Here is a 19,716-nt window from a genome sequence, read left to right on the forward strand (position 1 = left end):
CATTCGTAATTAATCTATGAGCCCTCTTTTGATGGCTTCTTTCACCAGCCCGGCGGTATTTTTTACGGCCAGCTTTTGCGTGAGATTAAGCCGGTGGGTTTCTACGGTGCGGAGGCTGATAAACAGTTTCTCGGCAATCTGCTGGTTGGAATGTTCTTCAGCGATCAGCTTCAGTATTTCTTTTTCGCGACGCGTAAGCGGAATCTCATAACCGGATGATCGTTGCCCGGTGAGCATTTCATGGAGCAACTGTTGTTTGATGCCGGCATCAAGATATTGTTCTCCGTTATATACCTGTTCAATGGCAGCTACCAGTGTTTCTTCATCTGTATTTTTCAACAGGTAACCACTGGCGCCATTGCGCAGCATCTGTTTGATGTAATGTGATTCCATGAAGTTGGTCAGTGCAATGATTTTGATGTCGGGATGATTTTTATGCACCTGTTTGCACAATTCCAGTCCGTCAATATCGGGCATTTGTATGTCTAACAGCAGCACATCGGGTTGTGCTGCCGGCAATGCTTCCATCAGTGCGGTAGCCGCATTGCTTTCATATACGATCGTAATGTGCGGATAAGGTGCCAGCATGGCTTTTAACCCATTGATGACCAACAGATGATCGTCTGTGATGGCTAATTTTATCTTCATAAAAAATAGTTGGGGCAGCTATCCTATTTCTGCCAGTTGCATAATCGCGATATTAAATTCTATATAGGCGGTAGTTCCTTGTCCATGTGCGGCTGCGATCTCCAGGTTGCCGTTCAGCGCCCTGATTCTTGACTGTAGCGCGTTGAGTCCCATACCAGGCTGGGCATCGCGTGTTTCCTGAAACCCGATGCCGTTGTCTTCTACGGTAATGCTCAGCAAATGGTCCTGCCGCGTGAGCTGCACAAGTGCCTCGGTAGCCTGCGAATGTTTGATGATGTTATTGACCAACTCCTGTACAATACGGTAAACAGACAGTTCAAAATTACCTTTGAAGCGGCCAATGGTATCGGGCGCATAGCACGAAATAGTTAGGTGCCGGGAGTGGCTGACGTTACGGCAATAGAAACGTACCGCTTCTGCCAGCCCCATTCTGGCCAGTAGTTCCGGCATCAGGTTGTGGGCGGTCTTGCGTACTTCGCCGATAGCGTCGTCCAGCATGCCCATTGCATGGCTGAAGCTATTGTCTGTTTTCAGTGCCGGCTGTTCGTGTTTCAGCGCGCCAAAATGCATTTTCACGGCCGACAGCAGTCCGCCTACGCCATCATGCAGGTCTTTCGACAGGCGGGTACGTTCTTTTTCCTCGCCCTGTATCATCGCTTCGAGTACCTGCACGGTTTTCTCCGCTTCCATGGTATGCAGCTGCTGCTCCTGCAGCCTGGTGCGGTGTTTTAACCGCTGCCAGATGAAGAAGGCTGTTGCAAGCAACAGTACGGCGGCAATGAGAAAGAGGAAAATCCACATGTTCTTTTGTTGTATCTGGAGGTCCTTCCTGGCCAGTTGTAGTTCTTTAGCGGTGAGCTCCCTGTCTTTTTTCTCAGACTGGTACTGTATTTCCAGCAACATCACGTTGTTACGGGCAGCATCACCGGTGAGTGAGTCGTTGAGCGCTTCATACTGTTCACGTAAGGCAAAAGCCTGCTCATAATATCCCATGGTGGCTTTCAGGTTGGAAGCTACGAGATATGCCCATCTGAGCTCATTGCTGGATTTGTATTGCCGGGCCATGGTGATGGCTTTCTCCACATAGGATAAAGCTTCGGCATACTTCTTCAGGTTAAACAGTTCCCGGCCATAACCAAGGTATATGTAAGTCAGCATGTCCGGATCAGGGAATTTACGGGACAGCTCCAGTGACTGCGCGTATTGCTGATAGGCCTCCGGTCTTTTGTCCTGTTCAAAATACAGGTTGCCAAGGTTCACATGGGCTTTCAGCACATAGGCGCTGTCTTCCAGGTCATGCCCTATGTGGATAGCTTTGTAGTAGTACTGTTCACCTTCCGGATAACGTTTCTGGGCCACCATACAGGAACCCATCGTGATCAGTGCAGAAGTGATGCGTCGTTTGTTACCGATGGCAACTCCGTTCCGGTAAGCTTTTTCTGCATATTGGAACGCTTTATTGTAGTCTTTCAGGATGATAAAAATAGTGGCCAGGTTGTTATTCATCAGGCCGGAGAAGAGGCTGTCTTTGGTGGCATCGGATAATTTGAGCGCTTCGAGATACCGGCTCGCAGCAGCAGAATAGTTCCCCAGCTGGTGGTGTTCATTGCCGCTGAAACTCATGGCACGCATCAGGTTGACTGTATCCCGCAGGCCAGCATAGATCTTCACGGCATTGTCTACCATGAACAACGATTCTTCATTCTGGCCCTGCATATCCTGTATATACATGTAATAGCAGGCAAAATCAGCCACTCCTTTGGGATAGTTCAGCTGCCGGCTTAAACGGAGGGCCTCCCGGAAGATACCATCAGCTTTCCGCATGCTGTCGGGCATATAACTCATGGCGTAGGCAAGCAGGGTATTTACCCGGCCGGTATCAGCTTTCTGATGCTGCAGTACCCTGAAAAGGCTGTCCTGTGCCGCTGTATTGAACGCCCGTGCAGAGATGCCCTGCATAACAATCAAACAGACAGCAAACAATATCTTTTTAAACATCGCTTAATGCGCTTACCTGTTAACAATCAGATCTATAAATGCAACAAGAGAAGTATGAAAAAACATCCGTGTTACAGGGTTAACAACATGGGGGGCTTACGCCAGATATCTATCTAAAACAAACAAATTTGTTGGCCTGCAACAAGCCCGGAGGTTATTGCACCGAAGGGTAAATATCTTCATTTCCCTTGTTATACGCAATAGGTAGCTGGATGAACGGAAACAACCGCCGACCGTATTTGTCCCGGTGTAAGGCCACAGTGGCCTGCTGGTAAGGATTTGGGCCTCCTGGAACGACCTCCGTAGAAATACGCATTTTTTAAAATAATGGTTTGTACCGTTAAATACCCCCTGTAAACCGGGTTTCTTTGCATCCAGTAATGAACCATTTCTCTATTGCATACCGATAACAACAAACAGGTAGAACCCCAAAAAAGGCTCCGTTCACGGAGCCTTATTCTTTATGGAAATATCTCATTTTTATGTGTACTTTTAAAGGCTATTGAATTTTTTTTAGATTGATGCAAGCGGAACAATGCCATGGAGTACATTCAACAACAATTCGACGTTAACTTTTCGTTCAGGGTCTTTTTTTCAAGAGATTTATTTGATCCGGCTAATACCTGTTTGTCAGCCTTCCTGGAATCTAAAGCCGAAGCGGCTTTTCAGAAAAAATTGCTGGTGGTCCTCGATGGAGGCGTAGCTGCCAGCCATCCCGGCCTCGCCGAAAAGATTTCCTATTACCTGATGCAGGTGCGCGGCTTCCGGCTGGCACCGGAAATGATCACGCTCACCGGTGGAGAAAGCGTGAAGAATGATTTGTCACAGCTGTTTTCCCTCGTGGATGCCATCGATCAGCATGGCATCGATCGCCACTCTTATGTGATTGGCATTGGTGGTGGGTCCCTGCTCGACCTTGTTGGTTTTGCGGCGGCCATCTCCCACCGCGGCGTGAAACATATCCGTATACCCACTACCGTATTATCACAAAATGATTCCGGTGTGGGAGTGAAAAACGGTATTAACTATAAAGGCAAGAAAAACTTCCTCGGCTCCTTTGCCCCGCCGGCAGCGGTGTTTAACGACAGCACATTCCTGGCTACGCTGGACGGACGCGACTGGCGCTCCGGTATGGTGGAAGCGGTGAAAGTAGCGCTTATCAGGGATGCTCCTTTCTTTGAATGGATGGAGAAAAAAGCGGAGGCCCTTACCGGTGGCGACATGCCCGCCATGGAGGAACTGATCTATCGCTGTGCGGCACTGCACATGGCGCATATCGGCGGTGGCGGCGATCCGTTTGAAAGCGGCTCGGCACGCCCGCTCGATTTCGGGCACTGGAGCGCGCATAAATTGGAACAGCTGACAGACTTCTCTCTAAGGCATGGAGAAGCAGTGTCCATCGGTATTGCACTCGACAGCGTGTATTCCTGCCTGTTAGGATGGATCGATGAAGCAGCTATGCTCCGTATTGTCAATGTGCTGAAGGCCATGCAGCTGCCCATCTGGCATCCGCTGCTGCAAAAGCAGGATGACGAACCATCTCCGGTGATCGCCGGACTGGAAGAGTTCCGCGAGCACCTCGGCGGACAGCTCACTGTCTCGCTGCTGCGGGCTATCGGAAGAGGCGCAGAAATACATCATATAGATCTGGATATGCTGTACAAAGCAGCAGACATCTGCCAAAAACTACAGTCATGAAAACAGCATACGGACACCTGACTTACTGTACCAATATCCATCCCGGGGAAAAGTGGGAAGACCACTTTGCACAACTCCGGAAATACATACCTGCCGTCAAACAACAGGTAGCGCCCGATCAGCCTTTCGGCATCGGCCTGCGCCTGGCCAATACCGCCAGCCTGGAATTGACAAAGGAAGAAAACCTGAAGGCTTTCAAAGCATGGCTGCAACAGGAAAACTGTTACGTATTTACGATGAATGGTTTTCCCTATGGCGGTTTTCACGATACCGTGGTGAAAGACCAGGTACATACGCCTGACTGGACGGATGCCGACAGGGTGGCATATATCATCCGGCTGTTCCGCCTGCTGGCAGCATTGCTGCCGGAAGGTATGGAAGGGGGCATCTCCACGTCTCCTTTATCTTACAAATACTGGTGCAACCGTTGTGAAGAAGAAAAAAATTCTTTCACGGAGAGTGCTACTTTGAATATGTTGCTTGTAGTAGAGCAGCTGGCACGCATCCATCGTGGCGGCGGCCCGTTGATGCACCTCGACGTGGAGCCCGAGCCTGACGGCCTGCTCGAAAATACGGCGGAATATATCAGCTGGTACATGGAGTCGCTGCTGCCGGCAGGTATCCCGTTTATCATGGACAAACTGCGTGTGGACGAAGCCGAAGCGGCTGCCATTATCAAAAATCACGTACAGCTTTGTTATGATGTCTGCCACTTTGCGCTCGAATACGAAGCACCTGAGGTGGTACTGGAACAGCTGCGGCTTTACGGCCTTAAAGTGGGTAAATTGCAGATCAGCGCAGCCCTGAAGGCAGATCTGCCTGCAGAAGCAGCTGCCCGGAAAAAAGTGATCGATGCCTTCCGGCCTTTTAACGAGCCTGTTTACCTGCATCAGGTGATCGGCAGAAAAACAGACGGTTCCCTGGTACGTTACCCTGACCTGCCGCAGGCGCTGGAAGACGCCGGTAATACAGACGTTGTGGAATGGCGTTCTCATTTCCATGTGCCTGTATTTGCTGACAGGTTTGAAGTGCTGCATTCCACCCAGTCAGATATTGTGGAGGTACTGACTTTGCAGCGGCAACAACCCTTTACGGCTCATATGGAAGTGGAAACCTATACCTGGGATGTGCTGCCACAGGGCTTAAAGGAAGAAATGGCGGTGTCTGTGTCAAGAGAACTGAACTGGATTAAAAAGATCATCATGGGATAGGGATGAGTTACTCTTCCAATTCGGAATTTGTAATTCATAATTGAATTAATAGCTTTATACCGGAAAAAGAAACGTTGGTTGTATCTATGAGAAAAACAGTCGTATTGGACGTTGTAGGATTATCTTCCGCACTGCTGGAGCACATGCCTTTTCTGAAAGCATATGCGCAGCAAAGGCATGTGGCTACTGTAGCCCCTATGTTGCCTGCTGTGACCACCTCGGTGCAGAGTACCTATCTGACCGGTAAGTGGCCGAGTGAACATGGTATTGTGGGCAATGGCTGGTATGACCGTACCGACTGTGAGATCAAATTCTGGAAACAGTCCAACAAACTGGTGGAATCTGCCAAAATATGGGAGAAAGCCCGCCGTCTGGACTCTTCCTTTACCTGCGCACAGATGTGCTGGTGGTACAATATGTACGCCGATGTGGATTATTCCCTGACACCTCGTCCCAACTACCTGTCGGACGGTCGTAAGATACCGGACTGTTATACCACTCCGGGTGACCTGCGTGATTATCTGACGCAGGAACTGGGGCCTTTCCCGCTGTTCAACTACTGGGGACCTACCGCCAATATCAAATCTTCGCAATGGATCGCTGACGCTACCATCCTGACCGATAAACGCCATGACCCCACGCTGACGTTCATCTACCTGCCTCACCTCGACTACTGCCTGCAGAAATTCGGGCAGGACCCTGCCGGCATCGCTAAAGAGCTGCAGGAGATCGATGGGGTATGCCGGCAGCTGATCACTTATTACCAGCAAAAAGGTTGCGACCCGATCGTATTGTCGGAGTATGGCATTACCAATGTCAATCATCCTGTGCATATCAACCGCGTTCTGCGTGAGGCTGGGCTGATCGCCGTACGTGTGGAAAGAGGCCTGGAACTGATGGATGCCGGCGCTTCCAAAGCTTTTGCCGTGTCAGACCACCAGATAGCGCATATTTATGTAAATGATCCTTCCTGTTATAAAAAAGTACGGGACATCGTTCAGAAAATACCTGGTGTACAGCTGGTGCTGGACCGCGAAGGGAAAAGGCAGCATCATATGCATCACGAACGCAGCGGCGACCTGGTGCTGATGGCCGATGCCAACAGCTGGTTTACTTACTATTACTGGCTGGACGACAACAAGGCGCCGGATTTTGCGCGTATCGTCGACATTCACCGTAAACCGGGATATGATCCGGTGGAAATGTTTATGAATCCCGCAGACCCGCTGATCAAGTTGAAAGCGGCCGCCAAACTGCTGAAGAAAAAGCTCGGGTTCCGTTACCTGATGAACGTTATTCCGCTGGATGCCACACTGATCAAGGGCTCGCATGGCCGTCTCGAGGAGAATCCCGCAAACCATGCAGTGGTCATCAACAAACAACCTTTCAAACAAAACCAGCTACAAGCGACCGACGTATACGAGGTGATATGGAACCAGTTGGTTGATTAAATCATCCCCCACAAGTATAAATACGGCTGTATCCTGATCTGTTGACTGCTGCTGGCCGGAAAGCTGGCAGCACAGGAGTTCTTTTCCCGCCACTGCCGGGGATCTGGCAACCCTGCATTAAAATCTCGTTAATTCCCCGCTTCTGTACGTTTTTGGTGCGTTATTTTCTCCGATTAATTCGTTATTTTTATAGAGCAGTTTCATCTCTATTTACAGCGAACACCCATTCCACAGTGTGACATATTTTTATATGTTTATTTGTGGCCAGATTCTATTGAGGTAGCCGTTCAGAAAAACGGGAATATAAACTATGTTTTAAACCTGCTGCTATGTTTGACAATGCCCTTGATTTTTGCCGGTCTTTACCGGCTGTTACCACTGATAAGAAGTGGGATAACGAACTGAGATTTTTTGTAGGAGAGAAATTGTTTTGCATGATTTCCCCTGACCCGCCATGCCGTGTTTCTTTCAAATGCACCACCAGCCATTACCACCAGCTGATTGCCAAGAGAGGTATTGTGCCTGCGCCGCACCTGGCACGTTATCACTGGGTACAGCTGCAACAGGAAGATGTGATGCCTGGTCCGGAACTGGAGCATTTCCTGCACGAAGCTTATGACCTCATTCTCGGAACGCTGCCCTCTTATGAGCAGGAAGCGATCCAGAAAATGCAGAAGATCAATGCTTGAGGAGCGTAAAGAAGATATCGTACAGCCCAAAGACCACCAGTGTGCCCGCGAATATCTTTTCCAGTAGCGGGGTTTTCATTTTTACCGCTGTTTTGGCGCCCAGGTAGGATGCCGGAAAAGCGGTGAGGGACAGCAGCAGCGCAATATTCCAGTCAATATGCCCGAGGCACCAGTGTGTGATGGCGCCGGGAACGGAAAGTACCGCCGACAGAATAACTGCACAGGCCAGTGCCTGTTTGATGGGCATCTTCAGACGTCGGATAAAGAAGGTGCTGAACAGAATACCTCCCGCATTGGCCAGCAGGCCCGACAGAAAACCGATGAACAAAGCAGCGCCCACAATTTGAGAAGCCTTGATATCCTCACTGTTGACTGGCGTTTCCACGGAAGAACCTTTATGACGCAGGTAGGAATACAGCAGGGAGCCTCCCAGTGTCACAATGAATAGGGCTGTCAGCAGCATCAGTGTTTTACCCGGCAGGTAACTGCTGAACCAGGAACCCACCACGGTGGCTGGTACCCCGAATGCAGCACCTAATAATACCACCCGTTTGTTGAACAGCTTTTCACGGCTATAGACCGCTGTGGCAGAAAGTGTGCTGGAAATAGACGCCGGTAACGGCGAAGCGAGGGCAAAAAAAGGATTGACGCCCGCAAAAATTTGTAACGCAGGGGTGCTGATGGCGCTGCCGCCTTTGCCTAACAGGCCCGATAAATAGCCGACTACTACCCCTATGATCAATACTGACAGGTAGTTGGATTGTTGTAAATACTCCATTCAAATCATCCCTCCGGGAACGTGCAAACTAATGGTTGGTGGTTGGTTTGTCTCAATTACAGGTTTATCAAAAATAGGGGGCATTCATTAATAATAACGATAACTATAAGTTATGGGAGATAACAATATATTATATTTATTGCTAGTCTATAAAACTAATGAAGTGAATATTCGTTATTTTCATACCGCTAACGAATAGCAGTTAAATTGTGATATGACAAAAAAAGTGGATTTCCCCAATGCTGATTATTCCTTACAATGGCTGTACAGGGATCCGGACCAGCACATCTATGAAGATTACAATACGATCGGCGTTCCCGATGAGCGGATTTTTGAGGATGTCCACCGAGTACTCGAGATATTGCATGCGGCGCAGTTATTAATACCTGTTAACGTGAACCGGTCGAAGAAGTTTGAGTTTTCCGGTACCGGCATCGATGATATTGTGGCGGAAATCCGGCAGTGGGTGCGTTCGCGGGTTATCAAGCAGAAATTGTCCATCTATGGCCACGGGGTGGTGAAGTTGCCCAATGGAGAAGAGGCTGTGCAGAAAGACCTGGTACAGGTGGCAGATCTGCGGTTTACAGAGAGAAGTTTTAAAATAGCTACTGCCAAAACCATTTGGGTACCGGTAGTGCTGGATGATGCCGATAACTACAACTGGCAGATAGGGCTGGCGGAGCAGAATGCGCCGCGGCTGGAAAACTGCCTCGCTGCTGTATTCCACAAGCTGAAGCTGGAGGTTACACCGGGCCTGGAGGAGGAAGACCGTTCCAAACCGGTATGGCAGAAAGGGTTTAAGCTGTACCCTTCCCGCGAAGCAATTGAAAGCGCTTATATAGAAGACCCGCCCCCACCCAGTTTTGACATCGCCAAATACCTGTTGCCTAAAACGGAGGCGGACCGATAAATTATACTTTAGGCGCCCAACCTTTTTCGTATTCCCTGCTCCATAATTTCATGGCTTCCTTGTCATTGAGGATGTGGCCATTGGAGGGGTCGGTGTGCAGGACGCGGCCGGTGCGTTGTGCAATGTTGCCCAACAGGCAGAGGAGCGTGCTTTTATAACCGATGTTGATTTCTGAGTTGAGCGTTGCTTTTCCACGGATACTTTCGAGGAAGTTGTTGATGTGAACAGCATCGTAGAATTCACCGGCAGGGCTTACCGTGTTGGTAACGCTTTGGTTGGGATTAGCGGCCTGTTTCACTTCTTTTACCACTTTGCCTTTATTGTCTACGATCTTGTAGCTGTCGCCACCGGAGTTGTACAGTGAACCGTTTTCGCCGAAGATGGTGAACCCGCGGCCGCTGCCTTCGAGGGTGAAGGGGTCGCAGCTGCGGCCTTCCCAGGCGATGGCTTTATTCCCTTCAAATTCAAAATTCAGTGTCTGTGTATCGGGTGTTTCCCAATCATCTCCTGCGAAGGAGTAACGACCACCGGCGGAAGTCACTTTCGTTGGGAATTCCAGGTCCATGAACCAGCGGAGGCAGTCCAGTTCATGCGTGGCGTTGTTGCAGGTTTCTGAGGTGCCCCAATGCCAGCGCCAGTGCCAGTTATAATGTACTATATTGTCCAGATAGTCTTTGCGTGGTGCAGGGCCTTGCCACAGATCCCAGTCGAGCGTGGAAGGGACCGGTATTTTTTTACCTGTGCCGATAGGCTGCCGGTCATTGACATACCATCCGCGTCCATAATGTACTTTACCGATGATGCCTTCTTGTTTTACTTCCTTGATGGCTTGTTGCAGATTGGGCCAGGAGCGGCGCTGGTTACCCATTTGCACGAGGCGGTTGTATTTTTTCGCTGCAGCCACCAGTAATTCACCTTCATGCGGATTATGGGCACAAGGTTTTTCCACATATACGTGTTTGCCGGCAGCAGTGCCCATGATAGCGGCAGGAGCGTGCCAGTGGTCCGGTGCTGCTACGATCAGCGCATCAAAGTCTTTTTGTTCCAGCAGTTTGCGGATGTCTTTTATCACGGTGGGCTTACGTTCCTGGGCGCCGGCTACGGCTTTCAGGCCTTTCTGTATAGCACCGTCCTCAACGTCGCAAATATAGCCGATCTCGGCGCCGGGCAGTTTGGCTGCTACCTGTGCCAGCCAGTTACCGCGGGAGTTGACTCCCATCACGCCCAGCACTATTTTATTGCTCGGTGCCTGTTTGCCGAACACCGGGAAGTTCAGAATCGTTAGCCCGGCCCCTACTCCAGCCAAGGAAGTGGTTTTGATAAAGTCTCTTCTTTTCATAACGGATCTCTCCAATTGAAATAATATGTTTTTAGCAATCGGTTGCAAAGGTAAAATAACAAGAAAAATTTATGGTGGATATAAAATTTTGATGAAGGGTGGTGAAGTGAAAAAAATTGCCTGTGTGCATACCCATAAATTAGAAAATACAACGGTTAATGACATTGAATAACATCGTAGCCCAGGACTTCAGCCCTGGGGCACCAACGTCACCACGAATGAAGGTGTTATCCCCAAAAAATTGCCCGGCCGTATAACAGCCGGGCAATGATATTATTCCTACAACAACATCTTACTGACCATAAAACCGCACCATTTTCTGTTCGAGCACGGAGAGCGGTACGCAGCCATCTTTCAGCAGTTCATCATGGAAAGCAGGGAGACTGAATTTATCGCCCAGTGCTTTGGTATATTTTTCCCGCAGTTCCCTGATTTTGAGCTCTCCTATTTTGTAGGACAGCGCCTGACCGGGAATAACCATGTAACGCTCTATCTCAGCGGTAGCATCATGTTCAGATACCGGTTCATTCTCCATCATGTATTTAATGGCTTGCTCACGGGTCCAGCCTTTATGATGCATACCAACGTCTACGACTAAACGAATAGCACGATGGATTTCATCGGTCAGCCGGCCAAAGTACATATACGGATCGGTATACAGTCCGAGTTCTTTACCCAGGCTTTCGCAGTAGAGCGCATATCCTTCGCCGAAGGCGCCCACCCAATTAAAGCGGCGGAACTTAGGCAGCGAGTCATTTTCCTGTTGCAGGGAGAACTGGAAGTGGTGACCGGGAATGGCTTCATGCAGGAAGAGGCTTTCCATGCCGGGGTATGGAAATTCCGCTGCATTCAGGATGGGTACATAGAATGTACCAGGACGGGAACCATCCGGATTGCCAGGCTGGTATTCAGCAGAGGCGGATGCTGCGCGGAAGGCTTCTGTTTGTCTGATCTCGAATTTGGATGTAGGGAGATGACCATACATTTTTTTAACACCGGGCATGATTTTGTTTTCGATCGCTTTGAAAGAATCGAGGATGGCGCCGGGCGTTTTGAAAATGCGCAGTTTTTTGTCGTTGCGTACTGCTGCGAAGAAGGCTGTCAGATCTCCTTTGAAGCCGGTGCTGTTTTTCACTTCTTCCATTTCACCGCGGATACGGGCTACTTCGCGCTCACCGATGGCATAGATTTCATCCGGTGTTTGGTTGGTGGAAGTCCAGTATCTGACGAGGAATTCATAGTATTTCTTTCCATCAGGAATACCTTCAATGCCGCTGGTTTTGCGGGCTTTGGGCAGGTATTCTGTTTGCATGAAAGTATACAGCTTCCCGTAAGCCGGGAGGATATATTTTTCGATGGCTGCGGTGTAATCGGCTGTCAACTGCTGTTTGGTGGCAGCGTCCAGCGAATCCGGCAGTGTTTTGAGCGGCGCGTAGAAAACGTTGGCGGTATCTTTTTTAGCCAGGTCTTTCAGCTGTGGCAGTGTTTTGATCACCAGTTTTTCCGGTAATACATAGCCGGTGGCGATGCCCTGGCGCATGTTGGAGATGGCGGTATCTGCCCACACAGAAAAACCTTCCATGCGATGCATGAAGTTTTCATAGTCTTTCTTTGTTTTGAAAGGCTGGGCAGAAGAGCCGGAACCCAGTTGTGCCAGGGTGATAGGGAGACAGGTGAACTGCTGTACCGGCATCAGGTAGTCATGATACGTGAGTGTTTCCCGGTTGATCGCCAGCTCTCTTTGCAACATGTCATAAGTGATGCGGTCATTGCTGGACAACCCGGAAGTATCGATGTTTTTCAGTGACTGTTGGTAGGCAGCAAAGAAAGAGTCGGCATGTTGCCGGAAGGCAGCTCCGATATCTACCGGCAGCTGATCGTTGTATTTTGTTTCACCGTTGAAAGTGGCTTGAAGCGGCTGTAGGGCCATATTACCATCGTAATAGCGCTCCACCAGCTGATGCAGGGAGTCCCGCGAGGCTTGTTGGCTGTTGTGGGGACCTTTTTGCTGACAGGAGGTGGCGGCCAGCAAACTGCCCACTAACAATAAAGAGGCGTATTTCATGTTGAGTATGGATTAAGTGAACAATTTAATCAAATCCCAACAACAAAAAAGCATTCCGAAGAATCGGAATGCTTATTTAGAACAGTGAACAATGAAAAAAAAGATAAAAAATATTTTATTTCAATACTTTAATACGAATGCTTTTAAAGGAAACCTCATTACCATGATCCTGTAACAGGATGTGTCCTACCGGCCATAAACCAAAATTCTTCCAGTTTTTGTATTTGCTGATCGCCACCAGATCTTTGAAGGCTTGGGAGCCCCGCTCATATTCCAATACTTTAAAACCGTTCAGCCAGTGCTCTACGTGGTTATTTGGATACACAATAATACGACCTTTGTTCCAATCTCCAATAGGTAACAGGGCACGTTTTTCCTGTTTTCTTGTCATGAGGTCGTAAAGTGACGCCAGGGTCCGGTTTCCGTCGCGTCCAAGCTTGGCATCAGGGTGTTTTTCATCATCTAATACCTGGTATTCCAGTCCAATAGCTGATTTACCGCCGGTTTCATATGATTCATTTACGAAATATTTAACTCCGCTATTCGCTCCGGGCGTGAGTTTGAACATAAACTCCATCTCAAAAGCGGCATATTCTTTTTCTGTGACGATATCGCCGCCGCTGCCTTCTTCATCCCCATTGGAATGCATGATGGTCAGCAGGCCATCCTGCATATGCCACCCGGAAGCCGGGAAATCCTTTCTGTAGGCGCCTCTCCAGCCTTTGGAGGTTTTACCGTCCCAAAGCAGTTGATATCCGTTCTTTTTCTGTTGACCGGAAATGGTGTTATCCACATTATTCACCACATAGATATTATCATAGGGAGAATACTGGGAAGCCGCCGGTTTGTCTATGATCCGGATATTTTTCCAGTAGATATGTTTGTTTTCGTCGGTTGCATTTTTACCGATGCCGTGTACCTGCAGTGCGATGAAACCTTTAGGTAGTGCGGTATCCACCAGGTGTGCGGTAGGGACGCCATTCACCCAGGTACGGATTTCATTGCCACGGCATTCAATGCGGTACTTGTTCCAGTCAGTCGGTTTGAAGGCATTTTGTCCGGCAGGATTTAATTCCATCGGATATTGCCAGCCTCTGCGGCCTTCTTCATAGACGCCACCGCTCCATTTACGGTCAGACGGGTCTATCTCCATCTGGTAGCCAAATACGCGGCCGCTCTGATAATCTTCGCGGCTCTGGCTGCGGAACTGGATGCCGGAATTAAAAGGAGCGCCCAGTTTGAATTCCAGCTCCAGGATGAAATCTCCGTATTCCTTATCGGTGGCCAGGAAGGAATTGGGGGTGCCGGTCACGGTTGTACCTACTATCTGCCCGCCTTCTACATTATATACGGCCTTGCCTCCCAGCTGTTTCCAGCCTTTCAGGTCTTTACCGTTAAAAAGTGTTTGCCACTGGCCCTTTTGAGCAAACAGGCTGCCGTACATACAAAGCAGGCTGCCGCATAATAAAATCGTCTTTTTCATAACTGTTTATACTGGAATAAAGGTGTCAAAATAAACAATGAAAATGATTTTTACAACCGATTGCAAAGAAAAAACCTTTTCTAGAGAAAAAAGGAGTGGTTGGGTTTGGTAGGGATGGAACAAACAGCTATTTCCGGAACCTGGCTAAATGACACTATTGCGGATTGAATAAGCAGGTTCCATTCTCAGGAATCAGCAGGAAGCAGCTATTTCCGGAATCTGGCCAGATGAGCGCTTTCCCGGAATTGAAAACTCATCAATAGTCGGACTGGAATAAGATGTCATCAGTAAGATCCTGAGAAAGCATCTGTAGACCTCCTTCTAACGGTAATGAACATATGGCCTGCAGTATGCCGAAGTGAATCTTTTTTGAAAACCTTACAGGCAACCTTCCGAAATCCCCTCGGGAAAATTCTTATCCAAAGCCTCCTCAAGTTGTAAAGGTTGATATATTAGTTGTCAATCTTCCTGAAAATCTTACAAACGACCTGCTAAATTTCTTCCCAAAAAATTCCTCCTATACAAATCACCCAACAATCTCTTAAAAAAATACCTGTATAAAAGCTTCATCCAAAACACGTTGAAAAAATATCGCAGAAAATTGTCCAGCTCCAAAAACTACAATACTCCTTGCTGTCAACGCTTCTTACCCGCTTTTTCCTCTTTACCCGCAAAAAATTTGCATTCTTGAATTGCAATCGTTTGCATCTCTGCAAATAATTATTATTTTGGGCTGGATAAGTTAGTACCCAATTCCATTTTTTAGAAAAACTGATAACGTTATGAATAGGATTTCACGCTTATGTTTTGCAGCGTTATGCCTGCTGCTATGCCATCAGCTTGCTCAAGCACAATCCAAACAGGTGGAGGGGAATGTTGTGGCAAAAGATAAAACTCCCCTGGTAGGCGTTACTGTAGCTGTTAAAGGCGGTACTTCCGGTACGCAAACCGACGCCAATGGACACTTTAAATTGCATGTCGCCAATTCCGCCAATGCCGTACTGGTTTTTTCCTTCATCGGTTATATCCGGCATGAAGAACCCATCTCAGGACGTGGTGTCATCAGCATCACCCTGGAGGAAGACCAGAAAAAACTGGAAGAAATTGTTGTCGTTGGCTACGGTCAACAAAAGAAAAAAGACGTGACGGGCTCCATCGCTTCTGTCAGCAGTAAAGCCATCCAGGAAGTTCCGGTGACCAACGCGCAACAGGCGTTGCAAGGCCGCACACCGGGCGTGGACGTAATCAGCAACAGCGCCAAACCAGGTGATGAGCCTACTGTCCGCATCCGCGGTACCCGCTCCCTCTCTGCGGGCAACGATCCGCTCTACGTAATCGACGGTATCCCGTACTCCGGTAGCTTAAATGACATCGGCCCGGGTACCATCCAGTCCATGGAGATCCTGAAAGATGCTTCTGCAACGGCTATCTATGGCTCCCGTGGCGCTAACGGTGTAGTGCTGATCACTACTACCCGTGGTAAAGTCAGCCGGCCGATAGTTACCTATTCCGGCTCCTATGGCATGGTTAAAAACCTCGGACAAACAGACCTGATGAACGGCGCCCAGTTTGCGGACATGCGCCGCGAAGCTTACCGCACCATCGGCAGGTATAACGATAATAACCGCGACTCCTCCGACAAGGCCATCTTTGTTCCACAGGAATATGCCGGCATCCAGAAAGGGACCAATACCGACTGGCAGAAACTGCTCCTGTCTACCGGCTATCAAACCAACCACTCACTGGGCGTAAACGGTGGCACGGAAAAAACAAAATATGCTGTCGGCCTCGGCTACTTCAAAGACCAGGGCGTGCTGAAGCTACAAAGCTATGAGCGCTATAATATCAATATCAGCCTCGATCAGATGATAGGCTCCCGCGTGAAAGTGGGTGCTACCATGCTGGCCTCCTATAGTAACCGCAAAGGAGAAACCTACAATGGTATCAACAACGCCATCCGCATGCTGCCGATCTCATCTCCCTATGATGATAACGGCAACCTGATCACCTTCCCCAACAATGACAGTAACCTGCCTAACCCCTTGCTGGACTATGTGCCCGGTGCGCGTGTAGAAAACCGCAAACGTTTCCGTCTTTTTACCAGTCTCTATGGTGAAGTGGAAATTATTGACGGCCTTAAATACAGGTTGAACGTTGGACCGGATATCTCGCAATACAACTACGGCCTGTTTCAGGGCAAAAATACGTTCGACCTCCTGGTCGGCGGTGGCGATGCTACTGCTTCTAAAACCAGTGGCGAAACGATTGCATACACCGTGGAAAACGTGGTCACCTACAACAAAACTTTCAACAAAAAACACAACATCGGTTTCACAGGTCTGTATAGCGTACAAAGACAAAGAGGCGACAGTACTACTGCCAACGTACGCGGTGTGCTGGTAGAAGCACAGGAATACTACAACCTCGGTCAGGCGATGAACGTTACCGGTGTAGGCAGCAGCCTCGGTACCTGGACTATCCTGTCTTACATGGGACGTCTCAACTACGGGTATGATGACCGCTACCTGGTAACGCTTACGATGCGCGCCGACGGCTCTTCCCGTTTTGCTCCCGGTCATAAATGGGGCTATTTCCCCTCTGTTGCCGCAGCCTGGAACATGAGCAATGAACAATTCCTCAAGAACAGCCGTAACATCAGCCATATGAAACTGCGCGCCAGCTTCGGCCGTATAGGCAATACCGGTATAGACCCGTATGCTACACAAGGAGCACTGGCCCGTATCCCTTATTCCTTCGGCGGAAAAGGTGTACTCGGTTATACGCCTCAGATGCTGCGTAATCCCAATCTTACCTGGGAAACCACCACTTCCTTCGATGCAGGCCTTGACTTCGGATTCTTTAAAGACCGGTTAACCGGTACTGTCGATTTCTACAAACAGAAGACCACAGACCTGCTCATGCCTTTCCTGCTGCCCTACAGCAACGGCTTCAACAGCGTGCTGCAGAACGTAGGCGCTACCAGCAATGCTGGCTGGGAAGTAGCACTGTCCGGCATCATCATCGACAACCCGAAAGGATTTAACTGGAGCATGGACGTGAACTTCTCCCGCAACCGGTCTAAAATCCTGGAACTGATGGGCGGTAAAACAGAAGATATCGGCAACGGCTGGTTTGTTGGTCAGCCTACATACGTATACTACGATTATAACAAAATCGGCATCTGGCAAACCAATGATAAAACCGATGGTCTCCAGTACAAACCCAAACCCGGAGAAATCAAAGTAGAAGACACCAATGGCGATAAAAAAATCGATGCCAGTGACCGTAAAATACTCGGTACGCCGCAGCCTGACTGGACTGCCGGTATGACCCAGCGGGTTTCCTATAAAAACTTTGAATTGTCTGTAGTGGCTTTTGCCCGTGTAGGCGGTATGATCAAAAGTGATTTCTACCAAAACACCAACACGCTGTTCGGCCGTTTCAATAACCTGAACATCAACTACTGGACACCCACTAATCCAACCAACGATTTCCCACGGCCCAATAATAACCAGGAACGTCCGATCAATTACCAGTCCCTCAGCTATTTCGATGGCTCGTTCTTTAAAATAAGGAACATATCACTCTCTTATGCGCTGCCGGAAGCTACCGTAAAACGTATGCAGATGCAGGACCTGCGCTTTAATGTGAGCGTAAAACAACCACTCATCCTGGCGCCTTACAGGCAGAAATACAAAGGAGTAGATCCTGAAGACGTGAACGTAATTGGTATTGACGCACCCGCTACCTGGATGCTGCAGTTTGGTGTGAATGCACGGTTCTAATTTTTTCAATCAAAAACATTCAACATGAAAAATATTTTGTGGGCAATAGCATTAACAGCACTCGCTGGTACAGGGTGTAACAAAATGCTGGACGAAGATGTAGTCACCAGTACAACCGATGATTTCTATAATACCCGGAACGGTTTCACCACCGCCGTTAATGCCGGTTATGCCGGTATGCGTGTTTTCTACAGCACAGAACGGGGCATGACCCTCAGTGTAGCAGGAACAGATACCTACACCAACGGCTCCGACGGTAACTTTAAATTTGCCAACCAGTATACTTCACAGCTGGATGCCCGTTACGACCACGTGCGGGAATTGTGGAACAGCCTGTATCAGTCCATCAATAACTGTAATGTGGCGGTAGACCGTGCAGATAAGGTGAGTGGACTGGATTCGGCCACTAAATTCAAGGGAGTGGGAGAAGCGCTGTTTTGCCGGGCGCATTACCACTTCCTGCTGATGCAGACTTTTGGGAACATACCCTTACGGCTACACGAAAATAAAGAAATCAATACAGCCGCTACCCGCGACAGCACCACTAAAGTGTATGACGCTATCATCGACGATCTGACAAAGGCAGCCCAATACCTGCCGCCAACGCAGAGTGAATGGGGCCGCGCTACCAAGCCGGCTGCAGAACACCTGCTGGCCAGGGTATACCTCACCCGCGCCACTTCGCCTGATGCGAAGCCTGATGATTATGCGAATGCGGATAAATTCGCAGAAGGCGTGATCAAGAACTATGGTTTTAAATTATTGGATGATCCGGGAAAAGTATGGGCGCAGGGCAATGAAAACAATACAGAAACTATCTTCGCCGCCCAGTATACAACAGACCCGCTGTATGCATCGCCGGACAATAATGCCTGCCGTTTTTTCCTCATGCAGTACGATGTGCTGAACGGTATGCAGCGCGATCTGCCCAATGGTACGCCGTGGAAACGTTTCCGTCCTACCGCCTTCCTGATCGATACGCTTTACAAGGAGCGGGTGCATGATACGCGTTACCAGAAATGGTTCACCACCGTCTGGTTTGTGAATAAACCCACTACCACTCCCTGGGTGATGAACCTGGGCGACACCGCCGTATACATGCCGGGCCGCCTGGTTACACCGGCGGAAGTGGCCAGCAAACGTTATCTGTTGGTGGGCTCAAATAAGTACACCGAAAAACTGTACCCTTCCCTGAATAAATTCGCAGACGCGCTGCGCCCCGATAACCAGGCTTCCGGTGTAAGGCCCTTTATCGCCTTCCGGTTGGCAGAAACCTATCTGATCGCCGCCGAAGCGCTTTATAAACTGGGTAATGCACAGGGAGCCGCCGATATGGTGAACATAGTGCGGATGAGAGCTGCCCGTCAGGGTACTACGCCGGCTGAAACCCAGGTGCACCAGGAGGCGATGAAAATCACCGCCGGCGATATCAATATCGACTTCCTGCTCGATGAAAGAGGCCGGGAACTGATTGGAGAGCAGCTGGCCTGGTTTGACCTGAAACGGACCGGTAAGCTGCTGGAGAGAGTGCGCATGCACAATCCGGAGGCATCGGCGAATATTGATCCCCATCATCTGCTGCGGCCTATCCCGCAGGACCAGATAGACAGATCATCTACGCCGTTCCCACAGAATCCTGGTTACTAATCACGTTATCACTT

Annotated in this window: 14 protein-coding genes; 8 read left to right on the plus strand and 6 right to left on the minus strand. The window is 49.1% G+C overall.

The features are described 5' to 3' along the window. Window positions 1-9: 9 nt before the first annotated feature. Together HHL17_RS06515 and HHL17_RS06520 are read right to left on the minus strand one after the other, a co-directional pair. Window positions 10-648, minus strand: a complete 639-nt coding sequence (locus tag HHL17_RS06515; protein ID WP_169223946.1) for a response regulator — start codon at window positions 646-648, stop codon at window positions 10-12. A gap of 18 nt (window positions 649-666) precedes the next feature. Beyond that, a complete protein-coding gene (locus HHL17_RS06520; protein ID WP_169223947.1) occupies window positions 667-2,646 on the minus strand; it encodes a tetratricopeptide repeat-containing sensor histidine kinase in 1,980 nt (659 codons plus the stop codon). Between the two features lie 540 nt (window positions 2,647-3,186). Here HHL17_RS06520 and HHL17_RS06525 point away from each other — a divergent pair. The 4 genes from HHL17_RS06525 (at window position 3,187) to HHL17_RS06540 (ending at window position 7,695) form a co-directional block, all read left to right on the plus strand. Beyond that, window positions 3,187-4,344: a 3-dehydroquinate synthase gene (locus tag HHL17_RS06525; protein ID WP_169223948.1), complete on the plus strand. Its 1,158-nt coding sequence runs from the start codon at window positions 3,187-3,189 to the stop codon at window positions 4,342-4,344. Continuing rightward, window positions 4,341-5,555 carry a metabolite traffic protein EboE gene (eboE, locus tag HHL17_RS06530; RefSeq protein WP_169223949.1) on the plus strand — a complete coding sequence of 405 codons (1,215 nt, stop codon included), beginning with the start codon at window positions 4,341-4,343 and terminating at the stop codon, window positions 5,553-5,555. Before HHL17_RS06525 ends, eboE begins: the two co-directional genes overlap by 4 nt. Before the next feature lie 86 nt (window positions 5,556-5,641). Next, a complete protein-coding gene (locus HHL17_RS06535) occupies window positions 5,642-7,006 on the plus strand; it encodes an alkaline phosphatase family protein (protein WP_169223950.1) in 1,365 nt (454 codons plus the stop codon). Between the two features lie 329 nt (window positions 7,007-7,335). Further along, on the plus strand, window positions 7,336-7,695 hold the full coding sequence (locus HHL17_RS06540) for an MmcQ/YjbR family DNA-binding protein (RefSeq protein WP_169223951.1): 360 nt from the start codon (window positions 7,336-7,338) through the stop codon (window positions 7,693-7,695). On the opposite strand, the gene HHL17_RS06545 is transcribed toward HHL17_RS06540, so the two are convergent. Further along, window positions 7,685-8,473, minus strand: a complete 789-nt coding sequence (locus tag HHL17_RS06545; protein WP_169223952.1) for a sulfite exporter TauE/SafE family protein — start codon at window positions 8,471-8,473, stop codon at window positions 7,685-7,687. The two genes, HHL17_RS06540 and HHL17_RS06545, sit on opposite strands and share 11 nt — an antisense overlap. Window positions 8,474-8,687: 214 nt before the next feature. Here HHL17_RS06545 and HHL17_RS06550 point away from each other — a divergent pair, with 214 nt between their 5' ends. Further along, window positions 8,688-9,383, plus strand: a complete 696-nt coding sequence (locus HHL17_RS06550; protein WP_169223953.1) for a hypothetical protein — start codon at window positions 8,688-8,690, stop codon at window positions 9,381-9,383. A 1-nt stretch (window position 9,384) separates the two neighbouring features. Here the strand turns inward: HHL17_RS06550 and HHL17_RS06555 are convergent, their stop codons facing one another. Continuing rightward, a complete protein-coding gene (locus HHL17_RS06555) occupies window positions 9,385-10,722 on the minus strand; it encodes a Gfo/Idh/MocA family protein (RefSeq protein WP_169223954.1) in 1,338 nt (445 codons plus the stop codon). 25 nt (window positions 10,723-10,747) lie between these two features. On the opposite strand from HHL17_RS06555, the gene HHL17_RS06560 reads away from it, so the two are divergent. Next, entirely contained in the window at window positions 10,748-10,894 is a 147-nt protein-coding gene (locus tag HHL17_RS06560; RefSeq protein ID WP_169223955.1) for a hypothetical protein, read from the plus strand. A 120-nt stretch (window positions 10,895-11,014) separates the two neighbouring features. On the opposite strand, the gene HHL17_RS06565 is transcribed toward HHL17_RS06560, so the two are convergent. Then, on the minus strand, window positions 11,015-12,787 hold the full coding sequence (locus tag HHL17_RS06565; protein ID WP_169223956.1) for a DUF885 domain-containing protein: 1,773 nt from the start codon (window positions 12,785-12,787) through the stop codon (window positions 11,015-11,017). Between the two features lie 115 nt (window positions 12,788-12,902). Further along, a complete protein-coding gene (locus HHL17_RS06570) occupies window positions 12,903-14,270 on the minus strand; it encodes a 3-keto-disaccharide hydrolase (RefSeq protein WP_169223957.1) in 1,368 nt (455 codons plus the stop codon). Window positions 14,271-15,052: 782 nt separating this feature from the next. Here HHL17_RS06570 and HHL17_RS06575 point away from each other — a divergent pair. Beyond that, the gene (locus tag HHL17_RS06575) at window positions 15,053-18,055 is read left to right on the plus strand and encodes a SusC/RagA family TonB-linked outer membrane protein (protein WP_169223958.1); all 3,003 of its coding nucleotides are present in this window, start codon (window positions 15,053-15,055) and stop codon (window positions 18,053-18,055) included. A gap of 24 nt (window positions 18,056-18,079) precedes the next feature. Next, entirely contained in the window at window positions 18,080-19,702 is a 1,623-nt protein-coding gene (locus HHL17_RS06580) for a RagB/SusD family nutrient uptake outer membrane protein (protein ID WP_169223959.1), read from the plus strand. Window positions 19,703-19,716: the final 14 nt, after the last annotated feature.

This window comes from Chitinophaga fulva (genome assembly GCF_012927205.1).
Classification (GTDB): Bacteria; Bacteroidota; Bacteroidia; order Chitinophagales; family Chitinophagaceae; genus Chitinophaga; species Chitinophaga fulva.